Origin of the sequence: Emticicia sp. 17c, assembly GCF_037153985.1 — a bacterium.
Taxonomy (GTDB): domain Bacteria; phylum Bacteroidota; class Bacteroidia; order Cytophagales; family Spirosomataceae; genus Emticicia.
The window spans coordinates 72,617-90,433 of record NZ_JBBAYI010000002.1 but is presented as its reverse complement, the minus strand read 5'-3'; the positions used below and the strand labels follow the sequence as shown (position 1 = coordinate 90,433).

Genomic DNA, 17,817 nt, shown 5'->3' with positions numbered 1-17,817 from the left:
AATTAAATGCAAAGGTAGCATTTTTTTCTTTCTTCTTCTGTTTTTATCAGGTTTCCCTGTTAGATGGCTTTTGTTCAGCCTTATTTTATTTCCAGTTCAAACGGCATTCTGGCTTGTAATTTATCCATGCTTTGAAGCGTCTTGATCTGTTTGGCAAACGGGGCAAGGCTACCTAAATACGCTCTCATTTTTTCTTCTTCGCGGTCTTTGCTAAACTTCTCAAGGAAGGCATCAAGCCCGCTTTTCTTGAGAGGTAGGTATTTTACTCTGTATTCTCCTTCTTTTAATTCAGCTTTTTGTGCAGCAATTTTAATGGCATCTTCTAGGCCTCCGAGTACGTCAACCAAACCATTAGCTTTAGCCTGTGTGCCTGTCCATACTCTTCCGCCTGCCAATGATTTCAATTTTTCGATGCTCATGTGGCGGCCTTGTGCTGCTTTCGATGTAAACGCCTCGTACCCTTTATTTACGCTGTTCTGAATCATCATTTTTTCAGCATCGCTCATGGTACGAGTGGTTGACGGGAAGTCGGCATATTTATGTGAACCAACGGCATCGAATGTGATACCTAGTTTCTGGTTCATCAGGTTTTCTACATTAAATAGCATTCCGAAAATACCAATTGAGCCTGTAATGGTAGTAGGGCGTGCTACAATGGTATCGCAAGCCATAGCCATGTAGTACCCGCCCGAAGCGGCGTAGTCGCCCATAGAGGCAATCACAGGTTTTACTTTTTTGGTAAGTTCTACCTCTCTCCACATTACATCTGATGCCAAAGAACTACCACCACCCGAATTAATTCTTAATACTACGGCTTTTATTTTAGGGTCTTTACGTGCTTTCTGAAGTTCTTTTACGATTCTGTCAGAGCCAATATTGCCATCTTCGCCGTCGCCAGTTACGATATCCCCTTCGCCTACAATTACAGCAATTTTATTAGAAAGGCTACCTTCTTTTACGTATTTGTCGGCTTTCAGGTATTTATTAAGTGTTACGTATTCGATTTTTTTGTCGTCGTTCAGACCAATTTCATGGCGAAGAGCCTTTTCAAATTCATCCCAGTAGCCAAGATTCGTAACCAGTTTGTATTTAACAGCGTCGCTCGGTTCTTGTATGAGTGCATTGTTCAGAATATTGTTCAGTTCAGCCACCGGAATATTTCTTGACTGAGCGATGTCTCCATAAAAACGGTTGGCAATATCGTTGATAAACGATTGTGTTTGTTCGCGGTTAGCATCACTCATGTTGGTTCTGAAAAACGGCTCAACGGCACTTTTATATTCGCCTACTCTGAAAATCTCAGGTTTTACACCAATTTTCTCGAAAAGACCTTTCATGAATGTATACTTGGCATTCAACCCATTAAATTCTAGCCCACCACTTGGGGTCAGGTAGCTTTTGTCTGCCACAGATGCCAGATAAATGGCTCCTTCTGACATCACTTCGCCGTAGGTGTAAATAAATTTCTTTGATTTCTTGAAATCTACCAGATAGTTTCTGATTTCTTCCAATGTGGCAAAGCCCGCAATCGGATATTCAGCTTTTAAATAAATACCCTTGATGTTTGGGTCGAGTTTAGCGTTAGCAATTGCATCTTTTATTTGGGGTAAACTTATCTGACCCGGCCCGCGGCCTCCTGACAAAAGTTCGGTGAAAGGGTCTTCTTCCGGTGCGTTTTCCCGAATTACCTGATTAAGGTCTATTTTTAATACTGAATTTTTTGATACAAAAGTTTTTTCATCAGAGCTGGACATCATTGAGCCAATACCTATCAGAATAAAAAAACACAGCACACAAAACAAAAATAGCCCAACGATTGTCGCAAAAACATATTTCAAAAATTGTAACATAATTTATATAACGGTATAGTTAAGTAAGGTTCCTGAAATGAAAGATATATTTTAAATTAATGGCTAAAGTATACTTAAAGGTTTTGTTTTCAAAAGCTATATACTCACTTTCAGGAATTATTGATAGTTTATTGTTTACAAAAATATGTATATACACAGAAAAGTGTATAAAATATTTGATAAATGGTATAAGTTTTAGCTAAGAGGAAGTTTGTAAGGATAAGAAATCGGGGGTTTATACACCAACGGCTATAAACCCCTGATTGTTAGTATGAAGATGCCATTGCTGACACAGGTAAGAATGTCTTGATGGCCCCTATGCCACCTTCTACATTTACTACGTTATCGAAGCCTCTTGATTTTAATATCGAACAGGCTATCATTGACCTGTACCCGCCGGCACAATGAACATAATTGGTTTCGGTTTTAGAAAAATCTGCCATGTTTTCGCTGATGTAAGCCAGTGGAATATTTTCGGCGTCGGCCAGATGTTCTGGCTCAAATTCGGTGGTTTTACGCACGTCTTTCACAACTAGGTTTTCGTTCTGAAATTTTTTGGCAAAGGTTTCGGCAGCAATAGAAGTAATACTGTCGATTTCTTTACCGGCTGCTTGCCAGGCTTCAAGGCCACCTTCCAGATACCCCAGAATATTATCATAACCTACTCTCGACAAGCGCGTAATTACTTCTTGCTCGGTACCTGCGGTAGCCACAAAAAGTATAGGCTGCTGAATATCAGTAATGAGTGTGCCTACCCACGGTGCAAAGTCTCCTTTCAGGCCGATATTAATGCTGTTAGGTATGAAGGCATCTTTAAATTCGGCAGCAGCGCGGGTATCAATTACAACAGCACCGGTTTCATTAGCGGCGGCTTCAAATGCTGCCGGAGATAATGCCCGCAAGCCCGACTCCATGACGGTTTCCAGACTGGCAGAGCCTGTTTTGTTTATTTGTACGTTTTTCGGGAAATAATATGGCGGAGGGGTCAGGCCCTCTGTTACGGCTTCAATAAAGGCTTCTTTTGTTTGTGGCTGTAAAGCATAGTTAACCTGTTTCTGATGCCCGAGGGTATCAAAGGTTTCTTTGCTCATGTTTTTGCCACAGGCCGACCCAGCCCCATGTGCAGGGTAGACAATAATGTGGTTGGGCAACGGAAGAATTTTATTTTGAAGCGAATCGAACAGGTGTCCGGCTAAGTCATGCGTGGTCAGGTCTGACTTCTGGGCGAGGTCAGGCCGGCCCACATCACCTATAAACAAGGTGTCGCCAGTAAAAATACAATATTCTTTGCCGTTTTCGTCGAATAAAAGATAACAGGCCGACTCCATTGTGTGGCCGGGTGTATGCAATACTTTTATTTTTATTTTTCCTAACTGAAACTCCTGTCCGTCGGTAGCTATAATGCTCTGGAACGCAGGGTTTGCATTGGGGCCATAAATAATGGGAGCATTGGTTTTTTGCGAGAGTTCCAGATGCCCCGACACGAAATCGGCATGGAAGTGCGTCTCGAAAATATATTTAATGGTGGCAGCGTTTTTCTGTGCTTTGGTAAGGTAAGTGTTTACTTCACGCAGGGGGTCAATAATAGCGGCTTCTCCGTCTGATTCAATATAATAGGCTCCTTGCGCCAGACAGCCTGTATAAATTTGTTCGACCTTCATAGTTGTTGATGTAATGTGTTTGGTTTTTTCAACATGAAATTACCAAAATTTGTTCATGAAAAGCAAACAAGGCAAATACCCTTAACAAAATCAATAAACAACTTAATGATTTTGTTAAGGGTATTTGCTGAACAAACCATTTAGGTTTAAGTAGTATTATGGCTCTTTTGGCAGATTATCTGCAATTTTCCGGTCGTTCGATAAACGGGGTACTTTGTTTTGCCCGCCTAGTTTTCCTTGCGAACGCATATAATGAATAAAAGCTCCTTTCTGAAGCGGTGTAATAACTAACTCGCGGAGGATACTGCCTGTGATGAGGTCGTCGTAATAGACGTTCAGTTCGGTCATTTTTTTGTCGAGGTCATGCGCAAATTGTGCCTGATTTTTCGGTGGGTTGGCAAACTCAATCAGCCATTCGTGGTAAGGTAACCCTTCCGACGGCGTTACCATAGGCGCAACAGTAAATTCGACTATTTCAACTTCGGGGTGGCGTTCGCAGGCATATTTCATGGCTTTCTCAACTTCTTCTCCGATTACATGCTCGCCAAATGCCGAAATGAAATGTTTAATACGCCCCGACACAATTACTTTATAAGGGTTTAAAGACACAAATTTAACGGTGTCACCGATAGAATACCCCCAAAGACCAGCATTGTTATTGATAACAAGAGCGTAGTTTTTACCTAGTTCTACCTGTTCGATGCTCAGGCGTGTGGGGTTTTCGTTGAAGTATTCGTCGGCAGGGATAAACTCATAAAAAATACCGGTATTAAGTAGGAGTAGCATACCGGGGTCGCCTTGTTTATCCTGATAAGCAAAGAAACCTTCCGATGCCGGATATAGCTCTAGCGAGTCGATGGGCTTGCCAATAGATTCATAAAGTTTGGCTCTGTAAGGCTCAAAGTTTACACCGCCATACACGAAGAGTTCAAAAGTCGGAAAAACGTCTTTTATTTTCTTGCCTGTACGTGCCTCAATCCGGTCGAAATACATCTGTACCCACGGCGGAATACCTGAAATAAGGCTCATAGGCTGATGAATGGTTTCATCAATAATTTTTTCGAGTTTTTCCTCCCAGTCTTCAATGCAATTGGTTTCATAAGAGGGCAAGCGATTACTTTGCAGGTAAGCCGGCACATGGTGGGTTGAAATACCCGAAAGCCGCCCTATTTTAATGCCATGTTTTTCTTTCAGTTCGGGGCTTCCTGATAAAAAAATGAGCTTGTTGTCGAGAAATCTTGCTTTGCCTGTTTCGTTAATGTAATTGAGCAGGGCATTACGGGCAGAGTCAATATGGTTATGGATAGAATCTTTTGAAATAGGAATATATTTTACTCCCGAAGTAGTGCCGGAAGTTTTGGCAAAATAGAGCGGCTGGCCCGGCCATAAGATATTTTTTTCTCCGTCTACAACCCTGTTAACGTAGTGTTTAATGTCTTCATAGTCACGAACGGGAACAGCCTGTTTGTAGTCGTCGTAAGAATGAATATCCTTAAAGTGGTGGTCTTTGCCAAACTGCGTATCGGCAGCTTGTGAAACGAGGCTTTTACGCCATTCTGCCTGTACTTCTGCCGAGCGGGCAATCCATTTTTTTTGTTGTGCGACAATGTATGCCGCCAAAGGTTTACTAAGTATTGAACGAATTCCCATAATGAGGCAAATATAAAACTTTTGAACCGCTTTAAAAACTCTGTGTGAGACAAAGGCATACACAAACGCATTTACTCAAAAGTATGCTTCAATAAAAATATTGCCTGCAAACAGGCGAGTTGATGAACAAATAAAAACGAATATAGTTAATATGTTTACGCAAAATTATAAGCAATGCCAGACATTATTTTAGACTAAGATTTTTTTTTGCAAAATTTGTTTTCCTTTAAAAATTCAAAAAAAACGTCTAAAAGTAAAATAGGCACAGATTCCGCCAAATTTATTTATATTATTCGACCAAATAAAAAGTAAAAAATTTATTTTTCAGGAAACTTTGCAAATAATAATTGTAAATTTGCGGGCAAATTTAAAAAAACACATTAACTCATAAAGCTCGATATGGCTGGATTGTTTAATTTTCTCACGAGTGACATCGCGATTGACTTGGGGACGGCGAATACCCTTATTATCTACAAAGACCAGATTGTAGTAGATGAACCTTCTATTATTGCTTTGGATAAAATTACTGGAAAAGTGTTGGCTATCGGACACAAAGCAATGCAAATGCATGAAAAAACAAATGAAAATATAAAAACTATCCGCCCTTTAAAAGATGGTGTAATAGCCGACTTTACCGCTGCCGAATTAATGATTCGCGGGATGATTAAGATGATTGAGACTGGCCGTAACTGGTTTTTCTCACCGTCACATCGGATGGTAGTTTGTATTCCGTCAGGTATTACTGAGGTGGAAAAACGCGCCGTAAAAGACTCTTGCGAACACGCAGGTGCAAAAGAGGTATACATGGTGCATGAACCTATTGCAGCCGCCATCGGGATAGGTATTGATATTGAGCAGCCAAATGGCTCTATGATTGCCGATATTGGTGGTGGAACAACCGAGATTGCCGTAATTGCACTTTCGGGTATTGTGTGTGAAGCCTCGGTTCGTATTGCAGGCGATTTGTTTACAAGAGATATTGTTGATTACATGCGCCGTGAGCATAACTTGCTTATTGGTGAGCGTTCGGCTGAGTTTATTAAAATTCAGGTAGGAGCAGCTTTACCTGACCTTGATAACCCTCCGGCTGATATTGAAATCCGTGGCCGTGACCTTATGACGGGTATTCCGAAGGAAATCAAAGTTACTTACAGCGAAATTGCTTATGCCCTTGATAAGTCGATTTCTAAAATCGAAGAAGCAATCATGCGTGCACTTGAGATGTCGCCGCCAGAGCTTTCAGCCGATATTTATGAAAATGGTATCTATCTGACAGGTGGTGGTGCCTTGTTGCATGGCCTTGATAAACGTTTGGCTATTAAAACAAAACTTCCTATTCACGTGGCTGATGACCCTCTTCGTGCAGTAGTACGTGGTACAGGTGAAGTTCTGAAAAACATAGAAAAATACAGAGCTGTTATTGTTCAGTAAGTAGATATTAATAAGCCTCAGACTATAAGCTACAAGTTGTGAGTAACCAACCCGCAACTTGTAGCTTGTGGTTTCAATATAACTAGACTTATGTCGCAACTCCTCCGTTTAATATTTCGGATACGAAATTTCCTGTTGTTTGCTATTTTGGAATTGGTGAGTTTCTGGTTGATAGTTAAAAATAGCTATTACTGGGATGTTTCGTTTTTTAATACGTCCAATTATTACGCTGCTAAAACCCTTGAGGCTTCAAACTATATCAAGAGCTTTGTAAACCTCGGAAAAGTAAACGACCAGCTCGTCAGAGAAAATGCTGAACTTAAAAAGGCAATGGCCGCCCTTAGCCAACTGAAAGCGCGCGAGGGAGACTACTACAAAGTAGACTCGGCTTTTGCTACAAGGTTCGATTTTAAAGTTGCCAAGGTGGTAAACAGTACTGTGAGCTTATCAAAAAATTACCTTACTATTGATAAAGGCAAACTTGATGGCATTGAGCCGGGTATGGGTGTGATTTGCCCGCAGGGCGTAGTGGGGCAGGTAATGCAATGTTCTGACCACTTCTCACGCGTTTACTCAATTCTGCACTCTGAGTTTAATGTTTCGAGTGAAGTAAATAATCAGGCCTTAAGAAGCAAAAACGAAAAAGCACTAGGAATTGCCAAATGGGGTGGGCTGAATCCACGGGTAATTGACCTGACAACAATTGACCGCTTTAAGCCTATTAAAAAAGGTGACTCGGTAGTAACATCTGAGCAAAACGTTATTTTCCCGTCAGGTACAATGGTCGGTAAAATACGTAAGCTAGGTGCCAAACAAGACCAAGCCTTTTTTGATATAGAAGTTGAGTTAACAACTGACTTTCAGAATATATCTTATGTGTATGTTGTGAATAACAAGTTGAAAAACGAACAGGAGAAACTGGAAGAAAGCACCAGACCTGAAATTAAAAAATAAGTAATTAAAAATGAGGCCACAGGCTTCATTTTATTCCAATCAGATTCCATGAATTCGCAGACGGTCATACGGTTAATAGTTACTTTCTTTATTTATTTGTTACTACAAATTGTGGTGCTTCGCAATTTTGTGTTTTTTGATGTGGCTTTTTGCTTCGTTTATATTGCCTGTATTCTTCTGTTACCCGACGAGATTCCGCCTGTTTGGGTAATTCTTATCAGTTTTCTTACTGGGTTACTAGTCGATATTTTTTATAATACGGCCGGTGTGCACGCTTCGGCGAGTGTCCTGATTGGGTATTTACGGGCTTATGTAATCAAGTTCCTTTTTCCTACAAAGGGAGTTGAAAACGAAATTGTTATTTCGCTTAAAGATATGGGTGCCGAACGCTTCATCCGGTATGTAGCTATTCTGACTTTGGTACACCACTCAATGTTGTTCTTCGTAGAAGCAGGTGGATTTGCTTTCTTTCTTATTACAATTCTGAAAATCATTTGCAGTGTGGTTTTTACTACTTTTATGATTATCATCTTGCAGTACGTAAGAGGGAATTAGTGTGTAACGATTTTTATAATCGTTAGTGGGTTAATAGTAAGACTTATTATAGCAGGGTTTTGTCATGCGTTTTTATTTATATTTTTTTATTTTACTGTGTACAGTCACTATCTTTTCATGTAAATCTGACACCACCGAGAGTACTACCGCATCTGCTCCAATAGATAGTGTTGCCTTAAAGAAAAAAATAGCTAAAATCAGGAAAGACATCAAAGCCGATGTAAAAGCCGACCTGATTGAGCAAATCATGCAGAAAAAACTCGCGCAAGGCTTTAATGGTAATATACTGGTAGCACAAAAAGATGTAGTTATCTACGAAAAAGCCTTTGGGTTTGCCAATTTTAAAGATACTATCCGTAATACCCTTGCCTCAAAATTTCAACTGGCTTCGCTTTCAAAAACATTTACGGCAGTAGCAGTTATGAAACTGACCGAACAAGGAAAAATAAGCCTTGATTTAACCGTAAAAGACTATTTCCCTGATTTTCCGTATCAGGGTGTTACTGTCAGAAGCCTGCTTTGCCATCGGTCAGGACTACCTTTTTACCAGTATACTTTTGATAAGGTTGTCAGAGAGGGTAAAATATACCCCACCAATCAGGACATGATGCAATGGTTTGCCAAAGCGCAGCCAGTGCCCCCGATATTTAATCAGCCTGACCACTTCTTCAGTTATAATAATACGAACTTTGCTATTCTGGCAGCAATAGTTGAGAAAACGTCGGGTCAACCTTTCGACATCTATATGCGTGAGCATATCTTCTTGCCCATAGGCATGAAAGACACCTTTATAGCAACTACCAAAAACGATTCTATCAATATTAACCGTACTTACGGGTATCAGTTCGGGCAGCGTTTACCTAAAGATTATTACGATGATATTACTGGCGACAAAGGCGTTTACTCGACCCTTCATGACCTCTTGCGTTGGTACGAAGCCCTGAAAAATAATTTAATCATTACTAAAGAATCATTCAAAGAAATGATTTTGCCCCGTAGCTTTGAACACCCCGGCTTACGTAATTATGGCTATGGTTTCAGGTTGTGGGTAAATGCCAAACAGCAAACCGACTATGTTTACCACACAGGTTGGTGGAAAGGCTACAATACAATTATGTTTTTTGACCTCCGCGAAGATTTCGTAATTATTCTGCTGAGTAATCGTTACAATCGCTCAGTTTATAATATCAAAGAATTAGTAGATATTATGCACGGAGGCAAGCAGTCGAGCGTGGAAGAAAATATTCTGGACGAATAGAGAGAATTTTAGTTGATAAATCATATCAGGTAAAATGGCTGTTCTGAAAAGATGCTGACTTTCTGTTGACTGAATTTTTTTTCAGCTATTACTTTTAGAACAATTTCTCAACATCAGATTCATGAGTTATCAGCGCATTTCTGAAAATGCTTCGGCAGTTATCAGAAAAAACAAAAACACAGCTAATCAGATATCCTATCTAAGGCTTTTACTGGCTATTCTTGGATTATATCTCCTTTATAATATCATTAAAAATGGTTCTACTACACCTATGGTAGTGGCTACCGTTTTGGTGCTGGCTGTTTTTTTGGTACTGGTAAATTACCATCAGAAAATTATCGAAAAAATTCAGTATTACGAGACCCTTTATCGTATCTGCGAAAAAGAAATATTAGCAACAGAGGGTGTGCATGAGCAGTTTGACGGTGGAGATGAATACTTGGATAAAACTCATTTCTTTTCTTTTGACCTCGATATTTTCGGAAACCACTCTATCTTTCAACTGCTTAATCGTAGCATTACGCAAGCGGGTAAAGATACGCTGGCGAATCAGGTTCAGTTTCCTGTACTGGAAAAAAACACGATTGTGGCCAGACAGAAAGCTATTGAGGAACTAAGCAATAAAATTGACTGGCGGGTGAATTTTCTGGCAACCGGAAATTTGTTAGAAAAAGACGAAACCAAATATCAGGAGCTTATTCGCTGGCTTAAAACACCAGAAGTTGATTTATTGAAAAACCTTAAAGTGTTGCTTTGGTTAGTGCCAGCCGTCAATGCAATATTGTTAGGGGCATGGGTTTTTGGGTTTATATCTTTCAGAGTATGGTTATTGACTCTAATTCTGCAATCGGTTTTTTCATTCGTAAATCAGAAGAAATTTAGTTTACTGTACCTGCAAATCAGTAAAAATGCGTCGAATATTCAGAAATACAGCCAGCTATTTCAGTTAATCGAAAAAGAAGAATTTACGGCATCTACGCTTCAAAACTGGCGAACTACCCTCGTTAAACCGTTTCAGGTATCGGCTTTGATACAGAAACTGGCTACTATTGCCGCTTATTTTGCTGTACGAAATAATTTCTTTGGGCCTATACTAAATGCCTTGTTTCTGTGGGATTTCCAATGCGCCCGACAGTTTGAAATATGGAAAAAACAATACAGCGCAAATATGCTTGAGGCTTTCACTATTCTGCATGAATGGGAGGCCCTTGTGAGTATTGCCTGCTATGATTATGCCCACGCTAACTATGCCGTTCCAGAATTTTCTGAACACATTGTGTTAGATGCTACGCAAATGGGGCATCCGCTGCTAAAGAAAGGCAAAAGCGTTAATAACGATTTTAGAATCAATGAAGGTGAGCAGATTTTTATTGTGACCGGAGCAAACATGGCAGGCAAGAGTACATTCTTGCGGGCAACAGGCGCAAACCTGATACTAGCTATGGCAGGCGCAAGAGTAAGGGCCGACAAGTTTATCTGCAAACCTATTCAGGTGTATACCTGTATGCGTATTACCGATTCAATCAATGAAGGGGAGTCGTATTTTCATGCCGAATTATTACGGATTCAGAAAATAATTACCTTGCTTGATGAAGGAAAAGAAATATTCGTGATTCTGGATGAATTGCTGAAAGGCACTAACTCAAGAGATAAACTACAAGGTTCTGAATTGTTTCTGGCAAAGCTGGTGCAATATAAAACAGCTTTTGGAATGATTGCAACCCACGACCTTGACCTAACGGCTATGGCGGGGCAGTATCCTGAAAAAATAAAGAATATATGCTTTGAAATTATTATCGATAACGATAAAATGACTTTCGATTATAAGCTAAGAGCAGGAGTAACACAAAACATGAATGCCCTGTTTCTGATGAAACAAATGGGCATTGTTTGAGGATTATCTCTTGAATGATTTAAACAAACTCCAGACCCGCATCATTAATACGCCGAATACAGCCTCACGGAAAATCTTGGTCGACATCTTGGATACTCCCTTTGTTCGGTCGGTAAAAATGATTGGTACTTCTGTGATATTGAACTTATAGAGAAATGCGTTAAATTTCATTTCTATCTGAAACGCATAGCCTACAAAAACAATTTTATCAAGCGGAATTGTCTTGAGTACCTCACGTCTGTAACAGATAAAGCCGGCAGTGGGGTCCATTATTTTCATGCCTGTAATAAAGCGTACGTACACCCCAGCAAAGTAAGACATCAGCACCCGCCCCATAGGCCAGTTAACTACATTTACCCCCTTAATATAGCGTGACCCCACAGCTACATCGAAGCCATCAATCTTAGCTGCTTTGTATAGGCGTACCAAATCTTCAGGATTATGAGAAAAATCGGCATCCATTTCATAAATAAACTCATATTGCCGTTCTAATGCCCACTTAAAACCGTGTATATATGCCGTACCCAAACCTTGTTTGCCACTGCGTTCTATTAAGTGCAATTCATGCGGAAACTCCTCTTGCAGCTCTTTTACTTTCAGGGCTGTTTTATCGGGCGAGCCATCATCAATAATCAGTACATCAAACCTTTCATCCAGATTCATGACTTTTCTGATAATAGCTTCAATGTTTTCAATTTCGTTGTAGGTCGGTATAATAACAAGGTTTTCTTTATACATTACTTAAATAGGAATAGTCAGGTATGAGTAATCAGTTTATTTCTTTTCTTTTTTTCTTATCGTCCAGAATATTAAGTGTTTCATTATAAATGTCAACCATCAATTCTGGATTCTCGGCATAAAATCTGTAACTGGCTTTATAACGGGTAGTATCTACTTTATACTTAGCCATAATTCTGCGCTCCAGCTCATTAAAAACCACCTGAGTTGAATCATACGCCTGAAAACTTAAGCGGTTTACTTTGGCTTCGGTCAGGTGTATATCTGCCAGAATCTTCGCCATTGTTTTCTGGTCGATTACATTCGCAGGGGGTTTAGGTTTCTCAAGACAGGAAATAAGTGTTGAAATAATGGCTAAATGTAAGAATATTTTTTTTGTCAGTATTTTCACTTTATCTTCGTTTTCAGATTAAGAAACAAATTACGTAAAAAAATAAGAGATTGAATACGTTAAAGTTTGTTAATCGCTTTAAATTTTACAGGATTAATCGGTTAAAAGACTGTGGTAGAAGATATAATTTCCAAACTGAATAAGTACGAAATAAAAATCCGCAAGGCTGTTGACTCGCAGATGCACGGAAACTTTCGTTCTGTATTTAAAGGCTCAGGGCTGGAATTCAGCGACTTGCGTACTTATCAGTATGGCGATGACGTAAGAACCATTGACTGGATTACTACCGCCAAAGGGCATGGTGCCTACGTTAAGATTTTCAAAGAAGAAAAAGAACAGACGGTGTTCTTTATGCTTGATGTGAGTGCATCGCAGGAGGTAGGTAATAATGGTCGTTTAAAACTTGATACCGCTAAAGAAATCTGTGGGGTACTATCACTTTCAGCTATAAAAGAGGCGGGCCATGTAGGGCTTTATTGTTTCTCCGACCAGAAAGAACTCTATTTTAAACCCGCTAATGGCTTAAAACATGGCTATGAGATAATCCTGAGCCTGTTTAAAATGAAGCCGCTTTCGCAACAAACCAATATACCTGCTGCAATCGGGTTTGCACTGAATATCCTGAAAAGACGTAGTGTTGTATTTCTGATTTCGGACTTTCTGGACGAAGGCTATGAGCATAACCTGAAAGCACTAGCCCGAAAACATGACCTCGTAGTAATTCATATATATGACCAGCGAGAAATAAAATTACCTAGTTTGGGTATTATTCCGGTTCTGGACAAAGAAAGCAAACGCACAGTATGGCTCAATACGTCTTCGCCCACTTTCAAGAAAGAAATGAAAGAAATGTTCGAAACTAATCAAGAAAGGCTGGAAAAACTCTGTAAACAACATAATGCGAATTATCTGGCTATCGATTCAAGAGAAGACTATGTTTCAAAACTTATTCAATTGTTCAGAGTCCGCAAATAAATTCATGAGCAATAATGAACCACTTTTAGCGGTAATAAGCCTCAAAACTACACGTATAAGAGTAGTTGCACGGATACTCTGCTGCCTGTTAATTGCTTATGCAGGATACGCACAAAAGCCTGTGGGGCGTTTTCTGACCGATAGTGTTGAGTTAGGTCGCCCATTCGATTACGCCCTGAGTTATTATCATTCTCCCTCGGCTGAGGTTTTTTTTCCGGATACAACCTATAATTTTTATCCGTTCGAAATGGTTCGCCGAAATTATTTCACTACTGTAACCAATAATAATCGTAGTCTTGATAGCGTAGTGTATACGCTCGTTACTTTTGATATAAGTAAAACACAAAAATTTAGTTTGCCTGTATACTTGCTTGGTAAACGTGATTGTACCGCCGTTTTTGCCGATTTGGATTCGATATACCTGAAGGAAATGATAAAGGGCAGCACTGACTCCTTGATGCTTAAAACAGACACACCTCTTTTGCCACTACAACAGCAGGTAAATTATATTAAAATATTAGGGTATATACTCAGCATTATTAGTGTATTGGCTATACTTTACGCACTTTTTGGTAGGTGGCTGGAAAAACAGTATCGCCTGTTTTTGTTTGGGCGTAAACACAAGGAATTTGTTAACAGCTACAAAAAAATTGCCCGTAGCACACTCGATAGCAACAATATAGCCAAAGCCCTTGTAATGTGGAAAGAACACCTTGAATGGCTCGAAAAACGGCCTTATACTTCATATACCAGTAAGGAAATAATTAACCGATTACCGAGTGAGTCGCTTGAAGAATCGCTCAGAGACGTAGACACAGCCATTTACGGGGGTATTCTTTCAACACAGATGCCAGTAGCAATGAACGTTTTGCTTGATAAGGCTGTTGAATTATATCGGAAACGCCGCGAAGAACTGGCAAATAATTCATAATAGTAACCATATTGATTGACCACCATAAACGTAAGTAGGAGAGGGCTACTCAATCATTCAGAAAAAAGTATTAACCATGCAAAATCCTGTATTAATTTTTGGAGCCGGAACGCTCGGTAAAATCGCGTTAGATATCTTTAACCGTAACAACGTATTGGTGTATGGTTTTTTAGATGACAATGAAAAGTTACATAATACCGAAATTGGAGAAATTGTAGTATTAGGAGAAACCGACGACGACGGTTTCCTGAAAATTATTGGTCAGAAAACCGAATCATTCGTGGCCATAGGCAATACCAAAGTAAAAAAGAAAATAGTAGAGATACTGAACGAACGCCGCCATGTAATGCCTGTGAATGCTATTCATGACCGCTCGGTAGTAGCCGAAAACGCCAGTATAGGGCACGGAAATATGGTAATGGCTAATGCCACTATTAATCCGTTTGCTAAAGTGGGTAATCATTGTATTATTCAGTCGGGAGCCGTAGTTGACACCGAAGCCACCGTAGCCGATTACGTAACTATTGGCGCAGGGGCCATGATAAACACAGGTGCCAACGTGGGCGAAGGCGCATTTATTGGCTCAGGGGCTATTATAGTTACTGGCATTAAAGTAGGTAAAAACGCACGCATAGGCGCAGGCTCAGTTGTAATTGAAAACGTACCCGATGGTGCTACTGTTTTTGGTAACCCTGCTAAAAAAGTATAAGCCTGTAAGTTTTATTTGACGAAGTTTTTTTCGCCTGCCTTAATTGCTACTTGGAGGTGATTTTCTCTGGGAGGAATAGGGCAGCTAAAACCTTCGCCAAAGGCACAGTAAGGATTATAGGCTTTGTTAAAATCTATGATAATTTTATCATCCTGAATCTGATTCATACGTAAATCCAGATAACGCCCGCCCCCGTACGTTTCCTTGCTATTGGTTAAATCTTTAAACGGAATAAAGAGTAAATCCTGATACGTCGGAATTCGCTGTAAATCAGGCGACCGATACACAGCCAGAGTATAACTCTTGCCTTCAAGCTGGAAAGTCACTTCTCCGAACTTTACATAAGTTTTAGTTTCGCCCGATGTAGTGGGTATCTCGAAGGGTTTACCTTTTTTAGTGGCAGTAAACTGGCATTCAACCCTGAATTTTTCGTCAGGCTCATAAAAACGCAGGTATTGAAAATCTTCGGCTTTAAGTGGCGAAAATTTCGATTTCAAGAAATCGGCTTTATATTCTTCTCTGAATTTTTCTATCTCGGCCTTGTAATCCTGAGCAAAAATATTGCTCGAAAACAATACAATTAAACAAGTAAGTAGTTGGCTGATTCGTAACATAAAAGTAGAATTTATAAGTGGAGGTCACAATTAAACATTTACTGAGTTTTCCTGATTAACAGGGGTTTGTGGAATTGGCTTTACGGTTCTGGCAATAAAAATACTAAGGAATATCATCATGATAGAAAAATAACCTACCCACTGATAATTATCTATGTAGCCAGATTCTCGTTTTTGGATGATGAACCCACCGATATTTGCCGCGACTGCCTGCGCAAAAAGCTGTAACGACGCATTAATAGCCATAAAACTGCCTCTTTGTTGAGGAGTAACCACATTAGAAATAATGGCTTGAGTAGGGGTAAGCCGACCGTTAGAAAAAATAAAAAATATGGCTGCAATGGGTAAAACAGCCCATAAAGCTCCCGAAAACATATTGGTAATAAGGTAAATCGGAATGAGCGATAACAACGCAAACGTAACAAAAACAGGATACTTGCCTTTTTTATCGGCCAAGCGGCCTACTAGTGGAGAAGTAAAGATGGTAAACGAACCACCTACGAGGTAAATCAGAAAAATGTTTTTCTGGCTAAACCCTACATTAGAAACCAGCGTGGGCGAGATATAAGGAATAATACTGAAATGCCCTAACATAATGGTTACCGATAGCAATAAAGCTCTTAGTTGGTTAGGGTTTTTCAGGATATTAGTAATAACTGCAAAAAAACTCTGCTTGTTTGTTTGGTTTTTCAGGTGTTTATCAAGTTTGGGTACATAGCGGCTAATCAGGAAAATAACTACTAAACCCATACAGCCAACCACCAGAAAAGGTGTATGCCAGCCAAACTCAGAAGCCAGAAATAAACCCGCCGGAATGCCCAGCACCGAAGCAACCGAGAAGGCTGTTGTAACAAACCCCATGGCAGTAGCCCGACGCTCATACTCAAAGGTATCTGCCACAATAGACATCACCTGCGCACCTAGTAACCCTCCGAATGTGCCGGCAATAACCCGTGCCAGAATAAGAAACTCGTGTGTAGGCGCAAAAGCACAAGCAAATGTGCCAATAACAAAACCAATATAAGCCGTTAACACTACTTTCTTACGGTCGAAACTATCTACAAAAAAAGCGGCCAGAAACCCCGAAACGCCAGCACTTATGCCATACGCCGAAACAATAAAACCAAAGTAGCGGGGTGAAATATGAAAAATGTTCATGAGTTGAGGGCCTAGTGGCATCATAATCATGAAATCAACAATATGGGTAAAGTTGATACAGGCAAGTATTAAAAGCAGTAACTTCTCTTTTTGACTCATAAACTACACGAAGTATATATTGGCAACGAAAATATACTGCGCGTAGTTCAATTATTTGTTGCTATTCGCTAACTGGCTGTCCATGCTATTAACAGGAATTTTGCCTTGTACACTCCATGCACCATCAACAAAGAATAACTGGCCGGAAACATAACTCGAATCGTCAGAAGCCAGAAAAACCGCCGGCCCGACCATTTCTTCAGGTTCGCCTGTGCGGCCCAGTGGTACTACACTACCCCAGTTTGTACGATAATTCGGGTCTTCGCGCAGGTTTCGTTCTACATTAATAGGCCCTGGCCCAAAAGTATTAACCCTAATATTATAAGGGGCCAGTTCAACGGCCATTTGCTCGGCCATGGCATGAATACCACCCTTACTAGTTGAATAAGTAATAAGGTTTTTAACGCTTAACGCCGCGCAAATAGTAGAAATATTAATAATACTGCCCCCGCCATTTGCCCGCATAATTTTGGCCGCTTCGATAGAACAAAACAGCGTACCCTTTAGGTTAACCCCCATTACCTTATCAAAAACAGCTTCGTCAGTTTCAAAAAAATCGCTCCAACCGGTAATTCCGGCGTTATTTACTAACACATCCAGTTTCGGATACTGCTGGCTTATGTAGGCAAACATGGCTCTGATTTCGGCTACTTTTGAAATATCGGCATAGATTACTTCTGATTTACGGCCCATTTCCCGAATTTGTGCGGCTACGTTTTCGGCATATTCGGCTCCTTCAACTTCATTAATGATTACATCGGCCCCTTCGCGGGCAAATCCTAAAGCTATGGCTTCGCCAATACCCCGTCCGGCACCTGTAATAAGTGCAGTTTTATTTTTTAATCGCATGGTTAAATAGACTATTGAAAATCAAATGTAGTAAAATTTGCAGAAGATTAAAGAGTACATGAAAGGTTAAAGTTGAGCGAGCCATAAAATCAGAAAGCTC

16 protein-coding genes are annotated in these 17,817 nt (G+C 40.1%); 8 read left to right on the top strand and 8 right to left on the bottom strand.

The features are described from left to right. Positions 1-80 precede the first annotated feature (80 nt). From sppA to WAA15_RS04900, 3 genes are all read right to left on the bottom strand, one after another. Positions 81-1,850 carry a signal peptide peptidase SppA gene (gene sppA, locus WAA15_RS04910; RefSeq protein WP_337041416.1) on the bottom strand — a complete coding sequence of 590 codons (1,770 nt, stop codon included), beginning with the start codon at positions 1,848-1,850 and terminating at the stop codon, positions 81-83. 266 nt (positions 1,851-2,116) lie between these two features. Next, the gene (locus WAA15_RS04905) at positions 2,117-3,511 is read right to left on the bottom strand and encodes an MBL fold metallo-hydrolase (RefSeq protein ID WP_337041415.1); all 1,395 of its coding nucleotides are present in this window, start codon (positions 3,509-3,511) and stop codon (positions 2,117-2,119) included. Between the two features lie 156 nt (positions 3,512-3,667). Then, positions 3,668-5,161 (bottom strand): GH3 auxin-responsive promoter family protein, encoded by a 1,494-nt coding sequence (locus WAA15_RS04900; RefSeq protein WP_337041414.1) that lies wholly within the window; start codon positions 5,159-5,161, stop codon positions 3,668-3,670. Positions 5,162-5,560: 399 nt separating this feature from the next. Here WAA15_RS04900 and WAA15_RS04895 point away from each other — a divergent pair, with 399 nt between their 5' ends. The 5 genes from WAA15_RS04895 to WAA15_RS04875 all read left to right on the top strand — a co-directional run bounded on the left by WAA15_RS04895 (position 5,561) and on the right by WAA15_RS04875 (position 11,253). Next, on the top strand, positions 5,561-6,592 hold the full coding sequence (locus tag WAA15_RS04895; protein ID WP_337041413.1) for a rod shape-determining protein: 1,032 nt from the start codon (positions 5,561-5,563) through the stop codon (positions 6,590-6,592). A gap of 90 nt (positions 6,593-6,682) precedes the next feature. Further along, complete coding sequence (gene mreC / locus WAA15_RS04890) at positions 6,683-7,546, top strand: rod shape-determining protein MreC (RefSeq protein WP_337041411.1); 864 nt, start codon at positions 6,683-6,685, stop codon at positions 7,544-7,546. Positions 7,547-7,594: 48 nt separating this feature from the next. Beyond that, entirely contained in the window at positions 7,595-8,101 is a 507-nt protein-coding gene (locus tag WAA15_RS04885) for a hypothetical protein (RefSeq protein ID WP_337041409.1), read from the top strand. A 64-nt stretch (positions 8,102-8,165) separates the two neighbouring features. Beyond that, positions 8,166-9,359 carry a serine hydrolase domain-containing protein gene (locus WAA15_RS04880; RefSeq protein WP_337041408.1) on the top strand — a complete coding sequence of 398 codons (1,194 nt, stop codon included), beginning with the start codon at positions 8,166-8,168 and terminating at the stop codon, positions 9,357-9,359. A 121-nt stretch (positions 9,360-9,480) separates the two neighbouring features. After that, positions 9,481-11,253, top strand: a complete 1,773-nt coding sequence (locus tag WAA15_RS04875; protein ID WP_337041407.1) for a MutS-related protein — start codon at positions 9,481-9,483, stop codon at positions 11,251-11,253. Positions 11,254-11,256: 3 nt separating this feature from the next. Here WAA15_RS04875 and WAA15_RS04870 read toward each other — a convergent pair whose 3' ends face one another. Both WAA15_RS04870 and WAA15_RS04865 read right to left on the bottom strand, forming a co-directional pair. Further along, positions 11,257-11,991 (bottom strand): polyprenol monophosphomannose synthase, encoded by a 735-nt coding sequence (locus tag WAA15_RS04870; RefSeq protein WP_337041406.1) that lies wholly within the window; start codon positions 11,989-11,991, stop codon positions 11,257-11,259. Positions 11,992-12,022: 31 nt separating this feature from the next. Next, the gene (locus tag WAA15_RS04865; protein ID WP_337041404.1) at positions 12,023-12,382 is read right to left on the bottom strand and encodes a DUF4296 domain-containing protein; all 360 of its coding nucleotides are present in this window, start codon (positions 12,380-12,382) and stop codon (positions 12,023-12,025) included. A 111-nt stretch (positions 12,383-12,493) separates the two neighbouring features. Between WAA15_RS04865 and WAA15_RS04860 the strand changes: the two genes are divergently transcribed. From WAA15_RS04860 to WAA15_RS04850, 3 genes are all read left to right on the top strand, one after another. Beyond that, entirely contained in the window at positions 12,494-13,357 is an 864-nt protein-coding gene (locus WAA15_RS04860) for a DUF58 domain-containing protein (RefSeq protein ID WP_337041402.1), read from the top strand. 4 nt (positions 13,358-13,361) lie between these two features. Then, entirely contained in the window at positions 13,362-14,288 is a 927-nt protein-coding gene (locus WAA15_RS04855) for a hypothetical protein (RefSeq protein WP_337041401.1), read from the top strand. Positions 14,289-14,364: 76 nt separating this feature from the next. Beyond that, complete coding sequence (locus WAA15_RS04850) at positions 14,365-14,997, top strand: acetyltransferase (RefSeq protein WP_337041400.1); 633 nt, start codon at positions 14,365-14,367, stop codon at positions 14,995-14,997. An 11-nt stretch (positions 14,998-15,008) separates the two neighbouring features. Here the strand turns inward: WAA15_RS04850 and WAA15_RS04845 are convergent, their stop codons facing one another. Genes WAA15_RS04845 through WAA15_RS04835 form a run of 3 tightly spaced genes read right to left on the bottom strand, consistent with a single transcriptional unit; the run spans position 15,009 to position 17,717 of the window. After that, a complete protein-coding gene (locus WAA15_RS04845) occupies positions 15,009-15,611 on the bottom strand; it encodes a DUF1684 domain-containing protein (RefSeq protein WP_337041398.1) in 603 nt (200 codons plus the stop codon). A 30-nt stretch (positions 15,612-15,641) separates the two neighbouring features. Further along, the gene (locus WAA15_RS04840) at positions 15,642-16,868 is read right to left on the bottom strand and encodes an MFS transporter (protein ID WP_337041397.1); all 1,227 of its coding nucleotides are present in this window, start codon (positions 16,866-16,868) and stop codon (positions 15,642-15,644) included. A gap of 51 nt (positions 16,869-16,919) precedes the next feature. Beyond that, positions 16,920-17,717 carry an SDR family NAD(P)-dependent oxidoreductase gene (locus WAA15_RS04835; RefSeq protein WP_337041396.1) on the bottom strand — a complete coding sequence of 266 codons (798 nt, stop codon included), beginning with the start codon at positions 17,715-17,717 and terminating at the stop codon, positions 16,920-16,922. Between the last annotated feature and the right edge of the window lie 100 nt (positions 17,718-17,817).

What these genes read in the sequence shown, in the direction of transcription:
- sppA (WP_337041416.1), bottom strand. Translation starts at nt 1,850, where the DNA reads ATGTTACAATTTTTGAAATATGTTTTTGCGACAATCGTTGGGCTATTT.
- WAA15_RS04905 (WP_337041415.1), bottom strand. Translation starts at nt 3,511, where the DNA reads ATGAAGGTCGAACAAATTTATACAGGCTGTCTGGCGCAAGGAGCCTAT.
- WAA15_RS04900 (WP_337041414.1), bottom strand. Translation starts at nt 5,161, where the DNA reads ATGGGAATTCGTTCAATACTTAGTAAACCTTTGGCGGCATACATTGTC.
- WAA15_RS04895 (WP_337041413.1), top strand. Translation starts at nt 5,561, where the DNA reads ATGGCTGGATTGTTTAATTTTCTCACGAGTGACATCGCGATTGACTTG.
- mreC (WP_337041411.1), top strand. Translation starts at nt 6,683, where the DNA reads ATGTCGCAACTCCTCCGTTTAATATTTCGGATACGAAATTTCCTGTTG.
- WAA15_RS04885 (WP_337041409.1), top strand. Translation starts at nt 7,595, where the DNA reads ATGAATTCGCAGACGGTCATACGGTTAATAGTTACTTTCTTTATTTAT.
- WAA15_RS04880 (WP_337041408.1), top strand. Translation starts at nt 8,166, where the DNA reads ATGCGTTTTTATTTATATTTTTTTATTTTACTGTGTACAGTCACTATC.
- WAA15_RS04875 (WP_337041407.1), top strand. Translation starts at nt 9,481, where the DNA reads ATGAGTTATCAGCGCATTTCTGAAAATGCTTCGGCAGTTATCAGAAAA.
- WAA15_RS04870 (WP_337041406.1), bottom strand. Translation starts at nt 11,991, where the DNA reads ATGTATAAAGAAAACCTTGTTATTATACCGACCTACAACGAAATTGAA.
- WAA15_RS04855 (WP_337041401.1), top strand. Translation starts at nt 13,362, where the DNA reads ATGAGCAATAATGAACCACTTTTAGCGGTAATAAGCCTCAAAACTACA.
- WAA15_RS04850 (WP_337041400.1), top strand. Translation starts at nt 14,365, where the DNA reads ATGCAAAATCCTGTATTAATTTTTGGAGCCGGAACGCTCGGTAAAATC.
- WAA15_RS04845 (WP_337041398.1), bottom strand. Translation starts at nt 15,611, where the DNA reads ATGTTACGAATCAGCCAACTACTTACTTGTTTAATTGTATTGTTTTCG.
- WAA15_RS04840 (WP_337041397.1), bottom strand. Translation starts at nt 16,868, where the DNA reads ATGAGTCAAAAAGAGAAGTTACTGCTTTTAATACTTGCCTGTATCAAC.
- WAA15_RS04835 (WP_337041396.1), bottom strand. Translation starts at nt 17,717, where the DNA reads ATGCGATTAAAAAATAAAACTGCACTTATTACAGGTGCCGGACGGGGT.